We start from the raw sequence: 17250 nt of genomic DNA, 5'->3' as shown, positions 1-17250 counted from the left end.
CTCTCTTGTGGCTATTGCTTGGCCGGAGCGGGTTCCGGCGTGTTTTTACCCTAGCGCGGGAGGGAGGATTAACCAAAATCAATAATTATTGGGGTAGCCATAAAGAATGATTTATAGTTGCTCGAAAATGTCGCGATCAGGCCGAGTTCTATGCGTAAGTCATTGATGCGTATGACCCTTCGCCAGCTGCAGGTTTTCCGCGCAGTCTGCGAAAGCCGTTCCTACAGCCGCGCCGCGGAGGAAATGGCCCTGACCCAGCCGGCGGTCAGCCTGCAGATTCGCCAGCTGGAAGAGCTGGTCGGCCAGCCGCTGTTCGAATACATCGGCAAGAAGCTCTACCAGACCGACGCCGCCGACGCCCTGCTGCGCGCGACCACCGACATCTTCCAGCGCCTGGAAGTGCTCGACATGAACCTCTCCGACCTCAAGGGCTCGCTGCAGGGCCAGCTGCGCCTGGCGGTGGAATCCAGCGCCAAGTACATCACCCCGCACCTGTTCGCCGCCTTCCACGCGCAGCACCCGGACGTCAGCCTGAACCTCACGGTGGTCAACCGCGCCCAGGTGATCAAGCGCCTGTCGGACAACCGCGACGACCTGGTGATCATGTCCCTGGTGCCGCAGGACATGGCGCTGGAATTCCTGCCCTTCCTGAACAACCCGATAGTCGCCGTGGCACCGCCGGACCACCCGCTGTGCAACGCCGCGAAGCTCTCGTTGAAGGACCTGGAACCCTACCCGCTGCTGATCCGCGAGCCCGGCTCGGGAACGCGCAAGGCCTGCGAGGAACACTTCCAGCAGAAACGCGCGCACTTCCCGCAGACGCTGGAATTCGCCTCGCTGGAAGGCTCAAGGGAAGGGGTGCTGGCGGGATTGGGGCTGGCGCTGTTGCCGCGCCACGCGGTGAGCCGCGAACTGCAGTCCGGGTTGCTCCACGAATTGCCGGTGGAGGAACTGCCGCTCTACCGCAGCTGGTGTCTGGTGCACGCCCGCGGCAAGCGCCTGAGCCCTGTTGCCCAGGCGTTCGTCGCCTTCATCCGTGAAGAGCGCGCGCTGATCAGCCAGCTGGCCGAACGCTTCGCCGGCCCGCCTTCGCCGAAGTGAGGTAGGCGGCGGCGATCAGGTCGGGAAAATCCGAGGTTTCGTGGGCCAGGCGCTGGGCCTCCACACGGTCCTCGATGGCGCGCCGGAACTGCATGCGGCGCTGGTCCTCGAGCTTGCGACGGGTCTTGCTGTCCACTTAGAGCTGGGTGTCGTCGATATGGCGGGGCATCTCGCATCTCCCAAGGCCGAAGGGCTGGAGACGCCAGAATGCTGGCCACGGATGACCGTTTGACGACGTGGTGGTGAAGCGCCGGTGACGCCGACGAGCGGTCGGCGGCACCGTCAGGGCAGGATCAGGACGCCTCTTCCGGGCGTTCCTCATGGTTCTTGATCACCTTCGGCGACAGACGCAGGCTGCGCAGGCTGCGCTTCACGCTCTTCAGGTGATTCACCAGGTCCGGGCCGCGGGCCATGGCCACGCCCATCGCCAGCACGTCGATCACCACCAGGTGGGCGATGCGCGAAGTCAGCGGGGTGTAGATGTCGGTGTCTTCGTGCACGTCCACCGCCAGGTTCACCGTGGCCAGGTCCGCCAGCGGAGTCTGGCTCGGGCATAGGGTGATCAGCGTGGCGCCAGCTTCGCGCACCAGGTTGGCGGTCACCAGTAGGTCCTTGGAGCGACCGGACTGGGAGATGCAGATCGCCACGTCCGAAGGCTTCAGGGTCACCGCCGACATGGCCTGCATGTGCGGGTCGGAATAGGCCGCCGCGGACAGCAGCAGACGGAAGAACTTGTGCTGGGCGTCCGCCGCCACCGCACCGGAAGCGCCGAAGCCGTAGAACTCGACGCGCTGGGCATGGGCGATGGCCGCGACAGCACGCTCCAGGGCGTGGGTGTCGAGGTTCTCGCGCACTTCCATCAGCGAGTGCAGGGTGGTGTCGAAGATCTTCAGGCTGAAGTCCGCCACCGAGTCGCTCTCGTTGATCGAGAACTGCCCGAAACTGGCGCCGGCGGCGAGGCTCTGCGCCAGTTTCAGCTTGAGGTCCTGGAAGCCGCTGCAGCCGATGGCGCGGCAGAAGCGCACGATGGTCGGCTCGCTGACGCCGACGCTGTGGGCGAGGTCGGCCATGGAGCTGTGCATGACCGATGCAGGGTCCTGCATCACGTGATCGGCAACCTTGAGCTCCGACTTGCGGAGCAGATGACGCGACTGGGCAATGTGCTGCAAAAGGTTCACAGGGTTAGGCTCGGTGATAGTTGTCTGAAATTTATGTAGTCTTGATGTAGTTATACTACAAAACCATCCGAAAAGCCCAGGGAATAAGTCTGTGAAAACGCCTGCGAGCCTCGGCCTGCCAAGCTCTTGCGACATTCTGGTATTCGGTGGCAGCGGCGATCTGGCGCTACATAAACTGCTGCCGGCGCTCTACCACCTGCACCGGGAAAACCGTCTGCCGGCCGATACGCGAATCTTCGCCCTCGCCCGCAGCCAGCGCGACAACGCCTCCTACCTCGCCCTCGCCGAGCGCAACTGCCGTGCCCAGGTAGCGCGCAGCGACTTCTCCGCGGAGGCCTGGCGCAGTTTCGCCCAGCGCCTGGAATACGTGGCGATGGACGCCTCCCAGAGCGCCGATTTCGCCCGCATCGCCAAGGCCCTGAAACGCAGCGAAGGCCGCGTGCTGGTGCATTACCTGGCCACCGCGCCGAGCCTGTTCGCGCCGATTGCGCAGAACCTGAAGATTGCCGGCCTGGCCGGGCCGCTGGCGCGCATCGTGCTGGAGAAACCGCTGGGGCATTCGCTGGAGTCGGCAGTGGCGATCAACCAGGCCATCGGCGAAGTGTTCGACGAGTCGCGGGTGTTCCGCATCGACCACTACCTGGGCAAGGAAACCGTGCAGAACCTGATGGCCCTGCGCTTCGCCAACACCCTGTTCGAGCCGGTGTGGCGCAACGGTCACATCGACCATGTGCAGATCACCGTCAGCGAAACCCTCGGCGTGGAGAACCGTGGCGCCTACTACGACCACGCCGGGGCGATGCGCGACATGGTGCAGAACCACCTGCTGCAGCTGCTCTGCCTGGTGACCATGGAAGCACCGGTGCGCTTCGACGCCGAGGCAGTGCGCAACGAGAAACTGAAGGTGCTGCAGGCGCTCAAGCCGATTTCCGGGCAGGACGTGCAGGACAAGACCGTGCGCGGCCAATACACCGCCGGGCACATCGGCGGGCAGGAGGTGCCGGCCTACTGGTTCGAGAAAAATGTCGACAACGACAGCGATACCGAGACCTTCGTCGCCGTTCAGGCGGAGATCGACAACTGGCGCTGGGCCGGCGTGCCGTTCTACCTGCGCACCGGCAAGCGCATGGCGAAGAAGTGCTCGGAGATCATCATCCAGTTCAAGCCGGCGCCCAACGGCCTGATCGGCAACGGCGCCGGCGCAGCCAACCGCCTGTGGATAAGACTGCAGCCCGAGGAGCGCATCAGCGTGCAGCTGATGGCCAAGGCGCCGGGCAAGGGCATGCAGCTGGAACCGGTGGAGCTGGACCTCAACCTCGCCCAGGCCTTCAGCAGCAACAAGCGCCGCTGGGACGCCTACGAACGCCTGCTGCTGGACGTGATCGAGGGCGACTCGACGCTGTTCATGCGCCGCGACGAGGTGGAAGCGGCCTGGAGCTGGGTCGACCCGATCATCAAGGGCTGGCACGAGCACTACCTGAGCCCGCGCCCCTACCCCGCCGGCAGCAACGGCCCGGAGCAGGCGCAGACGCTGCTGGAGTTGCAGGGCCGTAAATGGCTGGAATGATCCGGCTTACGTAGGAGCGGACTGCGTCCACGATCGATTCCCCGCGGCTCCGAGCTGGCCGATGGCACATCGCGGACAGAGTCCGTTCCTACGCCCGCCGACACCTACCTGTAGGAGCGAGCTTGCTCGCGAACAGAGCCCACCGGCAGCTCCGGCGGCGTTGGGCGCTTCGCGAGCAAGCTCGCTCCTACGAAAACAGCCCCTTCGTTGACCTCGCTCAGCACGCGCAGCCCGCGGATTTCCTAGAGTGGCGGCCTTTTTCCCACTACCCGCTGCGCCGCCATGTCCCCCACGCCGTATTCCCCCGAACTGCTCTGCCCCGCCGGCTCGCTGAAGAGCCTGCGCCACGCCTTTGCCTACGGCGCCGACGCCGTCTATGCCGGCCAGCCGCGCTACAGCCTGCGGGTGCGCAACAACGAGTTCGACCACGCCAACCTCGCCACCGGCATCAACGAGGCCCACGCCCTGGGCAAGCGCCTGTACGTGGTGGTCAACATCGCCCCGCACAACGCCAAGCTGAAGACCTTCCTGCAGGACGTCGAGTCGGTGATCGCCCTCGGGCCGGATGCGCTGATCATGTCCGATCCCGGCCTGATCATGCTGGTTCGCCAGCATTTCCCCGAGGTTGATATCCATCTCTCGGTACAGGCCAATGCGGTGAACTGGGCCAGCGTGGAGTTCTGGCGCCAGCAGGGACTCAAGCGGGTGATCCTGTCCCGCGAGCTGTCGCTGGAGGAAATCGGCGAGATTCGCCAGCGCGTACCGGGCATGGAGCTGGAAGTCTTCGTCCATGGCGCGCTGTGCATGGCTTACTCCGGGCGCTGCCTGCTGTCGGGCTACATCAACCGCCGCGACCCCAACCAGGGCACCTGCACCAATGCCTGCCGCTGGGAATACCAGACCCACGCCGCCCACGAGGACGAGTTGGGCCACGCAGTGCGCAATGTCGAACCGACCCTGGGCATCGGCGCGCCGAGCCAGGAAATCGTCCTGCTCGAAGAAGCCAACCGACCCGGCGAGCTGATGGAGGCCTTCGAGGATGAGCACGGCACCTACATCATGAATTCGAAGGACCTGCGCGCTATCCAGCACGTGCAGCGTTTGACGCAGATGGGCGTGCATTCGCTGAAGATCGAGGGTCGGACCAAGTCGCACTACTACGTCGCGCGCACCGCCCAGGCCTACCGCAAGGCCATCGACGACGCGGTCGCCGGGCGCGCCTTCGACCTCGGCCTGATGGACACCCTGGAGTCCCTCGCCCACCGGGGCTACACCGAGGGCTTCCTGCGTCGCCACGTGCATGACGAGTACCAGAACTACCAGTACGGCCACTCGCTCTCCGAGCGCCAGCGGTTCGTCGGCGAATTCACCGGCGAGAGGCGCAACGGCCTGGCCGAGGTGCGGGTGAAGAACCGCTTCGAGGTGGACGACAGCATCGAACTGATGACCCCGGCGGGCAACCGCACCTTCCGCCTGCAGAAGCTGGAGAACAACCGCGGCGAAGCCATCGCCGTCGCGCCCGGCGACGGGCACGTGGTCTACCTCCCGCTGCCCGAGGAGCTGGACCTGCAATACGCCCTGCTGATGCGCAACCTGAAGGGCGGCACCACCCGCGATACGCAGGAGGCAGCGGCAGCCGGTGGTTGCGGGAACGATTGCGGCAAGTGCGGGTGTGGCGGCGGTTGAGTCCTCTGCCGCCGGAAGCCTATCGCGGACGGAGTCCGCTCCTACCCTAGGTTCAACACCCCGCCGGAACATGCGCCGCTATACCCAAACCGCCGGCGTGCGTAGGAGCGGACTCCGTCCGCGATCGGCCCGCCGCCCGCACCCGCATCACCGACTCTCCAGACCGTAGGGCGCATAACCCGGAACGGGTTATCCGCCGCAATGGCGGATAACGCCTGAGGCGTTATCCGCCCTACCCGATTCTGATCCGCGCGGTCAGGGGTTCTGCAGGAACACCACATACCCCCTGAACCACCGGCTCTGCGCCAGGTAGTCCGGCGCCCGCCACTGGCCGTACTGCGCCAGGCCGATGCGGTAGGGCAGCTGCAGGCGCGCCACGCGCGGCAGGTAGGCCTGGTAGTTGGGGATGGTGTGGCGGCCCTGGTAGGTCTGCACCACTACTTCGTCCACCACGCCGGCCAAACGGTTGATGGTTTCCGGCGCGGCGTTGCTGCCCCAGTCCATCAGCCCGGTGATGCTCAGCTTGCAGCCGGCGGGCAGGCGCGTGCGCAGGTCCTGGAGGAAGTCGACGTACTCGTTGAGGTAGCGCGTGCGCGCATCGAAGTCGATCTGCACGCCCACCACCGGGTTGCCCGCCGCGCGCCAGCGGCGCAGCTGCGACAGCAGGGTGCGGTAGATGTCCTCGTTCCAGCGCAGGGTGTGGGCACGGTAGACCACCCAGACCTCGCCCTGCTTCAGCCGCGGGATGGCGATGCCCTGGGCGATCAGGTGAGCGCGGCCATCGCTGTGGCGCGGCGCGCTGACCTGCCCTTGCAATACGTAGAGAGTGCGCGCCTGGGCCAGCACCGGCTGCGGTTTGACGCCGCTCCAGAGCCAGAAGGCATCGTGCTCGGCGGCATCCACCCCGGCCGCCGAGGCGTTGCCCGCGAGCAGCGCCAGGGTCATGGCCAGGGCGCGGCGCATCGGGCTTACCAGTAGTACTTCAGGGATTTGGCCCAGGGCGTTGCCGAGTACTGGCCCTTGAGGGTGCGGAACCACTGCTTGCGCTGCGCCGGGGCGATGTCCTGGCTGCCGCAGCCGTTGAAGCCGCTGGGCGCGTAACAGTTGATGGCGCGGAACAGTGCGTAGGCGCGGTCGTCTTCCGGTGCCTGCTTGTCGGCGATGACCTTGAGGTAGCCGTCCATGCGCGAATACGCGCTGCCGGGGAACAGCGATTCGCCGCCGCCCAGTTCGCGTTCGCTGGGCTGGGTGTCCAGCGGGAAGCCGTCGAGGTTGTTGCGCAGGATGAACTCGCCCAGGCAGTTCAGCGCCCTGGGCGGCTGCGGGCTCTGCTGCAGGTCGCGGGCGATGTCGACGATCGCCGGGCACTCGTAGCCGCTGTCGTTCTTGCCGCCCGGCCACTGGAACAGCGACAGCGGCAGGCTGCCGTAGAGGTAGCCGATGCTGGCGCCCAGCGGCTTGCCGCTGCCATCGGTGGGCAGCAGCGCGAGGTCATCGATATAGGCCTGGTACTGGCCGTGCAGCAGGTCCTTGTAGAGCAGCGCAAACAGCGCGGTGTCGCGTTCCTCCACCGAGATGCCGGTGGATTTCGCCTGCTGGCGCAGCAGGTCGGGGCCGGCGACGTGGCGCAGGAGGATTTCGCGGATGATCGGCGTGTGCACCGGCGAGCCTTCGGCGAACACCTTCACCAGGCGGTCGCTGCGCTCGTAGTTGAAGGCCAGCGCCAGCTCCAGTTGCTCGCGCTGCAGCGGCTGCTCGGCGAGCGGCAGCAGGCGCAGCCAGAGCTTCTCGGCAGCGATCCAGTCGTTGCCGGCTTCCAGGGCGAAGCCACGCAGGGTCTGCTGGCTGAAGGCGAGGTAGTCGAGTTTCGCCGGCAGCTCCTCGGGGAGGGCCTTGAGCGCCTCGTCGGGCTTCTCCTCGACGTACAGCTGGTAGGCCGCCAGCAGATAGTCGTGCAGGCCGGGGTACTTGGCGAAGAGATCCTTCTGCGCCGCCAGGCCGGCGGCGTCCAGCGCGCGCGGCTCGCTGGAATCGCGATGGCGCATCTGCATCAGGTCGAGCACCGCCAGCAGGCGCGCGTCGCTGACGTCGGCCGGGTGGGCGGTGACCAGCAGCTTGTTGTCGACTTCCTGCACTAGTTGGGCGAGATCGTCGGCATCCTCGCGGGCAAACAGCTGCGAATACTCGCCGGCCAGCCGCGATTCGTCGCTCATCAGCCAGTAGACCCGGCGCACCAGGCCCTGCGCCGAGGCGCTGTACTGGCCCTGTGGATAAGCCTTCAGGTAGTCGCCCAGGGCGGTTTCAGCCTGGGCGAGGATTTTCTTGTCGACCTTGCGCAGGTCCGGGTAGCCCATTTCGTCGAAGGCGTTCAGCTGCGCCTGGTTGAGCAAGGCGCGGGCGACCATGTAGCGCGAGGTTTCCTTCAGCCACGGCTGGTCGCTGTCCAGCAGCGCGCGGAAGGATTTCAGCGCCTCGCCGAAGCGCCCGCTGTAGAAGTCCGCCGCAGCTTTCAGGTAGCTGCGGTAGGCCTTGGCCGGAGCGCTCTGCAGGTCGCCGGGCAGCAGCACGCTGAGCTGGGTTTCGTCCCACTGGCAGGCGCCGAGCAGGGTCAGGCGCGCACGGGCGAGGCCCTGGCGGTCGCTGGCGGACAGGCTGTCGGCCAGCAGCAACTGGCTGAGAAAGTCCTGGGCGGTGGCCGCGTTGTTGCTGCGGCAGCGGCTGCCTTCGCCACTGGCGAAGCTGTCGGAAGAGGCCGGCAGGCTGTCCGCCGGCAGGCCGATGCGCGCCACCAGGTCGGCCAGCGGCGCGGTGCCAGCGGCGCTGGAGCTGTCGCTTGCGTCTCCCGGCGCCGAGCCTTCCAGCCAGCGCGCCAGCGGGAACGGCACCAGGCCATAGCCCAGTTGCTGTTCGTCGTCGGATAGGGCGCGGTTGGGGACGCTTGCCTGGCCGGCATCGGCCAGCAGCAGCTGCAGATTGACCCGGCTGTCATTGCCCGGACTCAGGAACGGCAGGCTGTTGCAGACGTCCAGCGAGTCGCGCTTGAGGTTCCAGCTGGGGTAGCAGGAATCGTCGCTGCTCGCGCGCGCTTCCTGCACGCCGAGGCAGCCAGTGATCAGGGCCAGCAGGGTGAGTCCGTGCAGACGCATGAAGGATCCTTGTCCGTTGGGCCCGAAAGGCGGGCACGAGGAATCAGCTCAGAGGGAAGAATCTTACATCGCCACGCCGGCACTTGCCCGCTTCCATGGGCACAAGACTGTAAACGCGACTTACCGCACAGCAGGCCCTGCGACACGTTGTCCAGCGCATCCCTTGTTTGTTGCGGCTCAAAGAAAATTCCTACCCGGAGCGTATTTCTGTGCTCAACGACAGTTCGTCGATCACGGAGATACACCCATGCACGATCAGGAAGAGATGTCCCTTTCCCGCCGCACGCTGCTGGCTGGCGCGGTGGTGCTAGGAGTCACCGGCAGCGTGCTCGGCAGCGGCCGGGCACTGGCCGACGCGGAGGCGGCGCCGAAGAACATGGGACCGGCGCCGGACCTGTCGAAATTCCAGCGGACCAAGGTCGAGCTGCTCACCCCGCCGCTGGTCCACGCCCACGAGCTGCGCGCCACCGGCAAGCCGAAGGTGGTCGAGTTCACCATGGTCATCGAGGAGAAGACCCTGGTGCTGGACGACGACGGCACCCAGGTGCATGCCATGACCTTCAACGGATCGGTGCCCGGCCCGCTGATGGTGGTGCACCAGGACGACTACCTGGAGCTCACGCTGGTCAACCCGGCCACCAACACCATGGCCCACAACATCGACTTCCACGCCTCCACCGGCGCCCTGGGCGGCGGCGCGCTGACCATCGTCAGCCCCGGCGAGCAGGTCAAGCTGCGCTTCCGTGCGACCCGCCCCGGCGTGTTCGTCTACCACTGCGCACCGGGCGGCGCGATGATCCCCTGGCACGTGGTGTCGGGCATGAACGGAGCGATCATGGTGCTGCCGCGTGACGGCCTGAAGGACCGCAACGGCCGCGCCCTGAAGTACGACAAGGTGGTCTACATCGGCGAGCAGGACTTCTACGTCCCGCGCGACAAGGACGGCAAGTTCAAGCGCTACAACTCGCCGATGGAAAGCTTCAACGACATGCAGGAAGTCATGAAGGGGCTGATCCCCAGCCACATCGTGTTCAACGGCAAGATGGGCGCCCTGACCGGCAAGAACGCGCTGAAATCCAAGGTCGGCGAGACCGTGCTGATCGTCCATTCCCAGGCCAACCGCGATACCCGCCCGCACCTGATCGGCGGCCACGGCGACCATGTCTGGGCCACCGGCAAGTTCAACAACCCGCCCGAGGAAGACCTGGAAACCTGGTTCATCCCCGGCGGCGCGGCCGGCGCGGCGCTCTACACCTTCCGCCAGCCGGGCCTGTACGCCTACCTCAACCACAACCTGATCGAGGGTGTGCTGCTGGGCGCCACCGCGCACTTCCAGGTCGAGGGGCAGTGGAACTCCGACCTGATGAGCCAGATCGAGCCGCCGACGCCGATCAAGTAAGGCCCGTGGCCGGCCCGCGCGGGCCGGCCCTTCCCTCCGGTGAGCCAAGGATGCTGCAACCATGCACAAGGCGACCCTGATCGGCGTACCCGCCGCGCTCCTGCTCGGCGCCGCCGTCCTGCTGCTCGATCCGCAACACGACCCCGAGCTCGCGCCGGAAACGGTGCAGCTGACCCAGCGCGCTTTCGCCTTCCGCCCCGCCGGCGACTACTGGCAGGACAAGCGCGCGATCGATGCGCCATCGGCGGTGGAAAACCTGCAACCGCGCTTCGAAGTGATGAAGTACCAGGTCAGCCAGGCCGAATACGCCCGCTGCGTGGCCGAGGGCGACTGCCTGTCGCTCGGCGAGCCCGGCACGCCCGCTGCCGACCTACCGCAGACCGGCGCCAGCCTGCTGGACGCACAGCTCTACGCCGACTGGCTGTCACGCCGCACCGGGCAGACCTGGCGCCTGCCCAGCGACCGCGAATGGGCGTTTTTCGCCGGCTCGCGCTGGGCCGACGACGCCCTGCGCATCGACGGTGACGACGGCAGCAACCCGGCCCGGCGCTGGCTGGCCCGCTACAGCTTCGAGGCGCAAACCCGCACGGTCGGCCCGGCGCAGCCGCAGGCGCGCGGCAGTCATGGCCTCAACGAATTCGGCATTGCCGACCTGGGCGGCAACGTCTGGGAATGGACGCAGAGCTGCCACCAGCGGATCAACCTCGACGCCAGCGGCGAGCCGCTCAGCCGCGTCGAGGCCTGTTCGATCCGCATCGCCGAGGGCAAGCACCGCGCGGCGATCAACGACTTCGTCCGTGATGCCCGCGGCGGCGGCTGTGCGGCCGGGCAACCGCCGGACAACCTGGGCTTCCGCCTGGTCAGGGAGATCCCTTGATTCCCCTCAAGTTTCGCCACGACGGTTAATGGTTATGCTGCGGCGAACCACCGGGGATCATTGCCGTGACCGCCCAGCTCTCCCTCAACCAAGCCTGGCTCGGCAGCCTGCCGCCATTCGCCGGCAGCAACCGTGACGAGCAGGCCGACATCCTCCGCCAGGCCAGCATCCTGCGCGTGCGCGGCGGTGGCGCCGTGTTCGAACAGGGCGCTCCGGCCTCCTGCTTCTACCTGCTGGTGCATGGCCGCCTGAAGGCGACCCAGCTGACCAGCGATGGCCAGCGCGTGCTGGTACGCGTGGTCAACCCCGGTGACCTGTTCGGCTTCGTCCGCGCCCTCGGCCGGCGCGACTACCCCGCCACCGCCACGGCAACCCAGGAAAGCCTGGTGCTGTCCTGGCCCACCACGCAATGGGAGCCGCTGCTGGCGCGCCATCCCGGCTTCGCCCTGAACACCGTGCAAGCCATCGGTGAGCGCCTGCAGGAAGCTCACGTGCGCTTCTGCGAGCTGGCCACCGAAGAGGTCGAGCGGCGCGTCGCCCATACCGTGCTGCGCCTGGTGCAGCAGTCCGGGCGACCGGAAGCCGACGGTATCCGTATCGATTTTCCAGTCACGCGCCAGGACATCGCCGAGATGACCGGCACCACCCTGCACACCGTCTCGCGCATCCTCAGTGCCTGGGAAGACCGCGGGCTGGTGGTCGGCGGCCGGCAGAAGCTGCTGGTGTGCAACCCGCAGCAACTGATGCGGGTGGCCGGCGGCGACGAGCGGGACGCGGCGGTCGAGCCCGCTTGACTGCAATCAAGGAGCCGGGCGCCCCTCCCTCCCTAGACTGACCGCCTCCTTATCAGGACTGACGGCCACCCTGACTGCGGCCGCCTTGCCCACTCCACCCGAGGCCCGCCATGACCAACACCCTCACCGAACGTACCCTGAGCGACCTGGCATTCAGCCTGCCGGGCAGCTCCGCGCTGTTCCACGACTACAAGCTCGACTTCTGCTGCGCCGGCCAGCGCAGCCTGGGCGAAGCCGCCAGCGAACAGGGCCTGGACGCCCAGCACATCGCCGAGGAACTGCAAGCGCTGCCGCCAGCCAATGACCAGACCGACTGGCGTCTGACCAGCAACGACCAGCTGATCGACCACATCCTCGAGCGCTACCACAAGGTTCACCGCGAGCAGCTGCCGGCGCTGATCCCGCTGGCCGAGCGCGTCGAGAAGACCCACGGCGCCCACCCGCAATGCCCGATCGGCCTGACCGCGCACCTGAAGACCATGCAGGAAGAGCTGGAATGGCACATGTGCAAGGAGGAGAGCGTGCTGTTCCCCTGGCTGCGCCAGGGCGTGCCGCTGACTCACGTGCAGGGCCCCATAGGCGTGATGCGCCATGAGCACGACGAACATTCGCAGTCCCTCGCCGTGCTGGCCGCCCTGACCGAAGACCTCACCGTGCCGGCGGACGGCTGCAACAGCTGGCGGCGGCTCTACAGCGGGCTGGAAGAGCTGCGCCGCGACCTGATGCAGCACATCCACCTGGAGAACAACCTGCTGTTCCTCGGCGCCAACCACCCGGCCTGAGCGCAGGTCCCGAAGCCAGGAGGGCGACCAGTGACAGCTTGTCTCACCACGCTGCCGGGCAGCGTCGCGCATACTGGCGGGATAGTCCCCGCCCAGGAGCGCTCCGCCATGCTCGCGCATCGCGTCCACCACCAGATTCTGTGCGGCCACCATCTGTTCAACGTGCTCAACGAAGAACAGCTGGAGCAGCTGCTTGCCACCAGCACGCTGCTCAACCTGGAGAAAGGCGACAAGCTGTTCCTCCAGGGCGAGCCGGCCCACGCCTTCTATTTCGTGATTTCCGGCGCGGTGAAGATCTACCGCCTGACCCCGGAGGGGCAGGAGAAGGTGCTGGAAGTCGTCGGCAGCCGGCAGACCTTCGCCGAAGCCATGATGCTGATGGACACCTCCGACTACGTGGCCTCGGCCCAGGCGCTGGAGCCCACCCAGGTCTACCGCTTCGCCAACCGCACCTACATGGAGCTGCTGCACAGCAACCCGCAGCTGCCCTTCTCCCTGCTCGCCACTCTCTGCGTGCGCCTGCATCGGCGGATCAACGAGATCGAGACACTGTCGCTGAAGAACTCCACCCACCGCGTGGTGCGCTACCTGCTCACCCAGCTCAACCGCCATGGCAGCGAGGACCAGCGCTTCGAGCTGCCGATGGCCAAGCAGCTGGTCGCCGGGCACCTGTCGATCCAGCCGGAAACCTTCTCCCGCGTGCTGCGCCGGCTGATCGACGAGAACATCATCGACCTCGACGGCCGCAGCGTGCAGGTGCTCGACGTGGCGCGCCTGGAACAATTCGAGTAGCCCATGCGCCAGTGCCTGTACTGCCAGCACGAGAGCCCCGAGGATGCGGCGGACTGCCCGCAGTGCGGGATGCCTCTGCCGCTGGATCAGGAACTGGCGAAGCAGCGCCGACTGCGGCGCTTCGCCTGGTACTGCGTGTGCCTCGCGGTGTTCTGCGGGGTGATGATGGTCTGGTTGCCGCGCTGATTCCGCACATCCCACCGATATCCCGTAGGGCGCATAACGCCCCAGGCGATATCCGCCACGGCAGATGAAGCGTTCCGCTTCATTCGCCCTACGTTCCTCACTCCCACTCAAATCCGCTTTTTTGCTTTTCGTAGGAGCGAGCTTGCTCGCGAACAGGCCCCGCTGCGGGGTTCGGTTCGCGAGCAAGCTCGCTCCTACAAAAGAGCTGCTACCCCTGGCGGCGGGTGAGCTGGCGATAGAGCTGCGGCAACTGCACCGGCAACTGCGCCGGATCGTTGATCAGCAGGTAACCCTGGCTGCCGAACAGATGCGGCAGGTAGTCCGCCGCCTCGCGGTCGATGGTGATGCAGAACGGCAGCAGCCCGGCGCGACGGGCTTCGAGTACGGCCTGGCGGGTGTCCTCGACGCCGTAGCGTCCCTCGTAAAGGTCCAGGTCATTGGGCTTGCCGTCGGTGAGGATCAGCAGCACGCGCTGGCGCTCCTTGCGCTCCAGCAGCAGCTGCGTGGCCCGGCGGATCGCCGCGCCCATGCGCGTGTAGTAGCCCGGCCGCAGCGCGCGGATACGCCCGCGCACCACATCGTTGTGGCGCTCATCGAAGGTCTTCAGCTGGGTCAGGCGCACCTGCTGGCGACGCAGCGAGGAGAAGCCGTACAACGCGAACCGATCGCCCACCGCCTGCAGCGCCTCGCCGAACAGCAGCAGGCTGTCGCTGATCAGGTCGATCACCCGGTGCTCGTTGTCGATGTGCGCGTCGGTGGACATCGACAGGTCCGCCAGCAGCAGGCACGCGAGGTCACGGCGGGTCTGCCGGCGTTCGAGGAACAACCCCGGCTCGCTGCACGCGCCGAGGCGCCGTTCGACGCTGAAATCCAGCCAGGCTTCCAGGTCCAGCTCCGCGCCCTGGGGTTGCCGGCGCAGCCACTGCGGTTGCTGGCGCAGGCTCTCGAACTGCCGGCGCAGGCGCCGTGCAATCGGCGCCAGGGCGTCGGGCAATGGTGCCGGCACGGCATCGCGGGGCAGCATCGGCTGCAGGCAGACGTGGTCGTCGAGCAGCTGCTGGCGGCGGTAATCCCATTCCGGCAGGCGAATGCCCTCGCCCAGCGGCACGTCGTCGTAGTCGGAAGCCGGCAGGTCGAGGTCGAGCTTCAGCCCGCCGCCCTTCTTCTGCCGCTGCCGCGACATGCTCAGATGGTCGAGGTCGTCGGCGACCTTCGCCGCATCGAGGTCCTCGCTGTCGTCGCCGGCGCGATCCAGTTCGATGTGCTCGGACCAGCTGAACAGGTTCTCCAGGCGGAACAGCAGCAGGCCGCCGCGGCCGGGGTCCTGCTCGACCCGCTCGGCACGCTTGCGTGCCAGGCCCTTGGCTTCGCTGTGGGCGGAACGGCCGTGCTCGTCGCCGTCGATCAGGTCGGTGTGCTGCGGCGCGGCCAGTCTTTGCGGCGGATACAGCCAGAGCGGCAGCGGCCAAGGCGCTTTCTCGCTGCGCGGCAGGCGCTCGACGCAGCCGGGATCGCGCAGCGCCCGTTGCAGCGCCAGCTCCAGCTCTGCCTCGGCGGGCGGCAGATCGTCGACATCGGGCCGCAGGCTGAGCAGCGCTTCCACCAGCCGGTGGTAGCGCGGGCGCAGCAATGGGTAGCGTTCCAGGACTGCGCAGGTCCACGCCTGGTTGTCCCGCGCCCAGTGGCGCATCGGCTGGCTCTGGGCAGCGAGCAGCGCCAGCCAGCGGTAGAGCTCGCGGTTCAGTTCGGCGTCGGGGTACACCGCCAGCTGCGCGGGCAGGCGCAGGGAATCGGCGTCGAACCAGGCCACCGGCAATTGCTGGCAGGTGCCGGCCACCTGCTGCAGCAGGCTGCGGCGCACCAGCAGTTCACGAGCGCTGGCCGCCTCCACGCCGACCCCGGCCTCGCCGCCAGTGCCGCGAAACAGCAGCAGCAGGCTGCGCCGCACTTCATCCAGGCTGACGGCTGCCTCCTCGAACTCCGGGCTGGCGCGGCGGGTGATGAAGCGGTGCCAGACGCGGCCGAAGCTTTCTTCGATTTCGAGGTGGATGGTCATGGCGCCTCCAAGGGAGAGAAGGTACAGGGAGGCACGGCACCAAGCGCCACGCCGAACCAGTCCCCTCTCCCTTCAGGGAGAGGGTCAGGGAGAGGGTGCTACCGGCCACTCCGGCGCTGGGTGCGGCCCTCTCCCCCCGCCCTCTCCCTGAAGGGAGAGGGAGCTAAAAGCGCTGCCGGTCATCTCGCACGCGCCCGGCAGGCCCCGTAAACGTCAAAAGGCCCGCCGCAAAGCGGACGGGCCCGGGTGGACGGTATCGATCAGCTCACCTGAGCCGCGCCGGAAGCCACGGCCACGCGGCCGCGCTGGCGGAAGCTCAGCAGGTAGCAGATCAGCCCGATGAAGAAGCCGACACCGGCGTACAGGCGCAGCCAGAAGAAGATCTTCAGCTGCTCGACCGTGGCCATGAATGGCATGGCGGCGCCATCGGCGGGCATGCGTTGCAGCCAGACCTGGACGATGCCGGCGGCGGTGAGCATCAGGGTGATCAGCAGCATGGAGATGGTCATCAGCCAGAAGCCCCAGATCTCCAGGCTCTGCGCACGGGCGTCAGGCGCTTCGCCGATGCCCCGCAGGCGCGGCATGGCGTAGCTGATCATGGTCATGACGATCATCGCGTAGGCGCCGTAGAAGGCCAGGTGACCGTGGGCCGCGGTGAGCTGCGAGCCGTGGGTGTAGTAGTTCACCGGAGCCAGGGTGTGCAGGAAGCCCCACACGCCGGCGCCGAGGAAGGCGGTCACGGTGGTGCCCAGGGCCCACAGCGCGGCGGCCTTGTTCGGGTGTTCGCGGCGACGACGGTTCACCATGTTGAAGGCGAACAGGACCATGGCGAAGAACGGCAGCGGCTCCAGCGCGGAGAAGATCGAGCCCAGCCACAGCCAGACCTGCGGTGCGCCGATCCAGAAGAAGTGGTGGCCGGTACCGATGATGCCGGTGATCAGGGCCATGGCGATGATCACGTAGAGCCATTTCTCCACCACTTCGCGGTCGACGCCGGTGATCTTGATCAGCACGAAGGCCAGCATCGCGCCCATGATCAGCTCCCACACGCCTTCCACCCACAGGTGCACGACCCACCACCAGTAGTACTTGTCGCGGGCGAGGTTTTCCGGGTTGTAGAAGGAGAACAGGAAGAACACCGCCAGGCCCACCAGGCCGGTCATCATCACCACGCTGACGGCGGTCTTGCGGCCTTTCAGCATGGTCATGCCGATGTTGAAGAGGAAGCCCAGCGCCACCACCACGATGCCCATCTTGGTGATCGTCGGCTGTTCGAGGAACTCCCGGCCCATGGTCGGCAGCAGCTCGTTGTGGGTCAGCTTGGCCAGGCCCGCATAAGGCACCAGCAGGTAGCCCAGGATGGTCAGCACGCCGGCGATGGCGAACACCCAGAACAGCACGATGGCCAATTTCGGGCTGTACAGCTCGCGGTCGGCCTCTTCGGGGATCAGGTAGTAGGCCGCGCCCATGAAGGCGAACAGCAGCCAGACGATCAGCAGGTTGGTGTGCACCATCCGCGCGACGTTGAAGGGGATCGCCGGGAACAGGAAGTCACCGACCACGTACTGCATGCCCATGATCAGCCCGAAGACGATCTGCCCGACGAAGAGCATCAGGGCGAATACGAAGTACGGCTTGGCCACCGACTGCGAGGCGAATTTCAGATAGGGATTGCCCGGGTTCATG

General features: G+C 66.8%; 15 protein-coding genes. 9 read left to right on the top strand and 6 right to left on the bottom strand.

The features are described from left to right. The first annotated feature begins 165 nt into the window (after positions 1–165). Positions 166–1101, top strand: coding sequence for a LysR family transcriptional regulator (locus QO207_RS02665; protein WP_138213613.1), 936 nt, complete (start codon positions 166–168; stop codon positions 1099–1101). Here the strand turns inward: QO207_RS02665 and QO207_RS02660 are convergent. Both QO207_RS02660 and hexR read right to left on the bottom strand, forming a co-directional pair. After that, the gene (locus QO207_RS02660) at positions 1055–1237 is read right to left on the bottom strand and encodes a PA3496 family putative envelope integrity protein (RefSeq protein ID WP_301479294.1); all 183 of its coding nucleotides are present in this window, start codon (positions 1235–1237) and stop codon (positions 1055–1057) included. The genes QO207_RS02665 and QO207_RS02660 overlap by 47 nt on opposite strands. 157 nt (positions 1238–1394) lie before the next feature. Further along, the gene (hexR, locus tag QO207_RS02655) at positions 1395–2279 is read right to left on the bottom strand and encodes a transcriptional regulator HexR (RefSeq protein ID WP_301479292.1); all 885 of its coding nucleotides are present in this window, start codon (positions 2277–2279) and stop codon (positions 1395–1397) included. 91 nt (positions 2280–2370) lie between these two features. Here hexR and zwf point away from each other — a divergent pair, with 91 nt between their 5' ends. Both zwf and yegQ read left to right on the top strand, forming a co-directional pair. Then, positions 2371–3846 (top strand): glucose-6-phosphate dehydrogenase, encoded by a 1476-nt coding sequence (gene zwf, locus QO207_RS02650; protein WP_301479290.1) that lies wholly within the window; start codon positions 2371–2373, stop codon positions 3844–3846. 282 nt (positions 3847–4128) lie between these two features. Further along, entirely contained in the window at positions 4129–5532 is a 1404-nt protein-coding gene (gene yegQ / locus QO207_RS02645) for a tRNA 5-hydroxyuridine modification protein YegQ (RefSeq protein ID WP_301479288.1), read from the top strand. 255 nt (positions 5533–5787) lie between these two features. Here yegQ and QO207_RS02640 read toward each other — a convergent pair whose 3' ends face one another. Continuing rightward, positions 5788–6495 carry a DUF3142 domain-containing protein gene (locus QO207_RS02640; protein ID WP_301479286.1) on the bottom strand — a complete coding sequence of 236 codons (708 nt, stop codon included), beginning with the start codon at positions 6493–6495 and terminating at the stop codon, positions 5788–5790. 5 nt (positions 6496–6500) lie between these two features. Continuing rightward, positions 6501–8678, bottom strand: a complete 2178-nt coding sequence (locus QO207_RS02635) for an outer membrane assembly lipoprotein YfiO (protein WP_301479284.1) — start codon at positions 8676–8678, stop codon at positions 6501–6503. 376 nt (positions 8679–9054) lie between these two features. On the opposite strand from QO207_RS02635, the gene nirK reads away from it, so the two are divergent. From nirK to QO207_RS02605, 6 genes are all read left to right on the top strand, one after another. Further along, positions 9055–10077 carry a copper-containing nitrite reductase gene (gene nirK / locus QO207_RS02630; RefSeq protein WP_301479411.1) on the top strand — a complete coding sequence of 341 codons (1023 nt, stop codon included), beginning with the start codon at positions 9055–9057 and terminating at the stop codon, positions 10075–10077. 61 nt (positions 10078–10138) lie between these two features. After that, positions 10139–10954, top strand: a complete 816-nt coding sequence (locus tag QO207_RS02625) for an SUMF1/EgtB/PvdO family nonheme iron enzyme (protein ID WP_301479282.1) — start codon at positions 10139–10141, stop codon at positions 10952–10954. Positions 10955–11019: 65 nt separating this feature from the next. Next, the gene (locus QO207_RS02620; protein WP_301479281.1) at positions 11020–11748 is read left to right on the top strand and encodes a Crp/Fnr family transcriptional regulator; all 729 of its coding nucleotides are present in this window, start codon (positions 11020–11022) and stop codon (positions 11746–11748) included. A gap of 110 nt (positions 11749–11858) precedes the next feature. After that, positions 11859–12530 (top strand): iron-sulfur cluster repair protein YtfE, encoded by a 672-nt coding sequence (gene ytfE / locus QO207_RS02615; RefSeq protein WP_301479279.1) that lies wholly within the window; start codon positions 11859–11861, stop codon positions 12528–12530. Between the two features lie 108 nt (positions 12531–12638). Continuing rightward, positions 12639–13322: a Crp/Fnr family transcriptional regulator gene (locus tag QO207_RS02610; protein ID WP_301479277.1), complete on the top strand. Its 684-nt coding sequence runs from the start codon at positions 12639–12641 to the stop codon at positions 13320–13322. A 3-nt stretch (positions 13323–13325) separates the two neighbouring features. Further along, positions 13326–13508: a protein DnrP gene (locus QO207_RS02605; RefSeq protein ID WP_301479275.1), complete on the top strand. Its 183-nt coding sequence runs from the start codon at positions 13326–13328 to the stop codon at positions 13506–13508. Between the two features lie 208 nt (positions 13509–13716). Here QO207_RS02605 and QO207_RS02600 read toward each other — a convergent pair whose 3' ends face one another. Then, on the bottom strand, positions 13717–15564 hold the full coding sequence (locus tag QO207_RS02600) for a nitric oxide reductase activation protein NorD (RefSeq protein WP_301479272.1): 1848 nt from the start codon (positions 15562–15564) through the stop codon (positions 13717–13719). Positions 15565–15824: 260 nt separating this feature from the next. Further along, positions 15825–17249 carry a cbb3-type cytochrome c oxidase subunit I gene (locus QO207_RS02595; protein ID WP_301479271.1) on the bottom strand — a complete coding sequence of 475 codons (1425 nt, stop codon included), beginning with the start codon at positions 17247–17249 and terminating at the stop codon, positions 15825–15827. Position 17250 lies beyond the last annotated feature (1 nt).

The organism is Pseudomonas sp. CAN1, assembly GCF_030462585.1.
Taxonomy (GTDB): Bacteria; Pseudomonadota; Gammaproteobacteria; order Pseudomonadales; family Pseudomonadaceae; genus Pseudomonas.
Note: the sequence above shows the minus strand (reverse complement) of the source record. Positions and strands in the feature narration are given on the sequence as shown.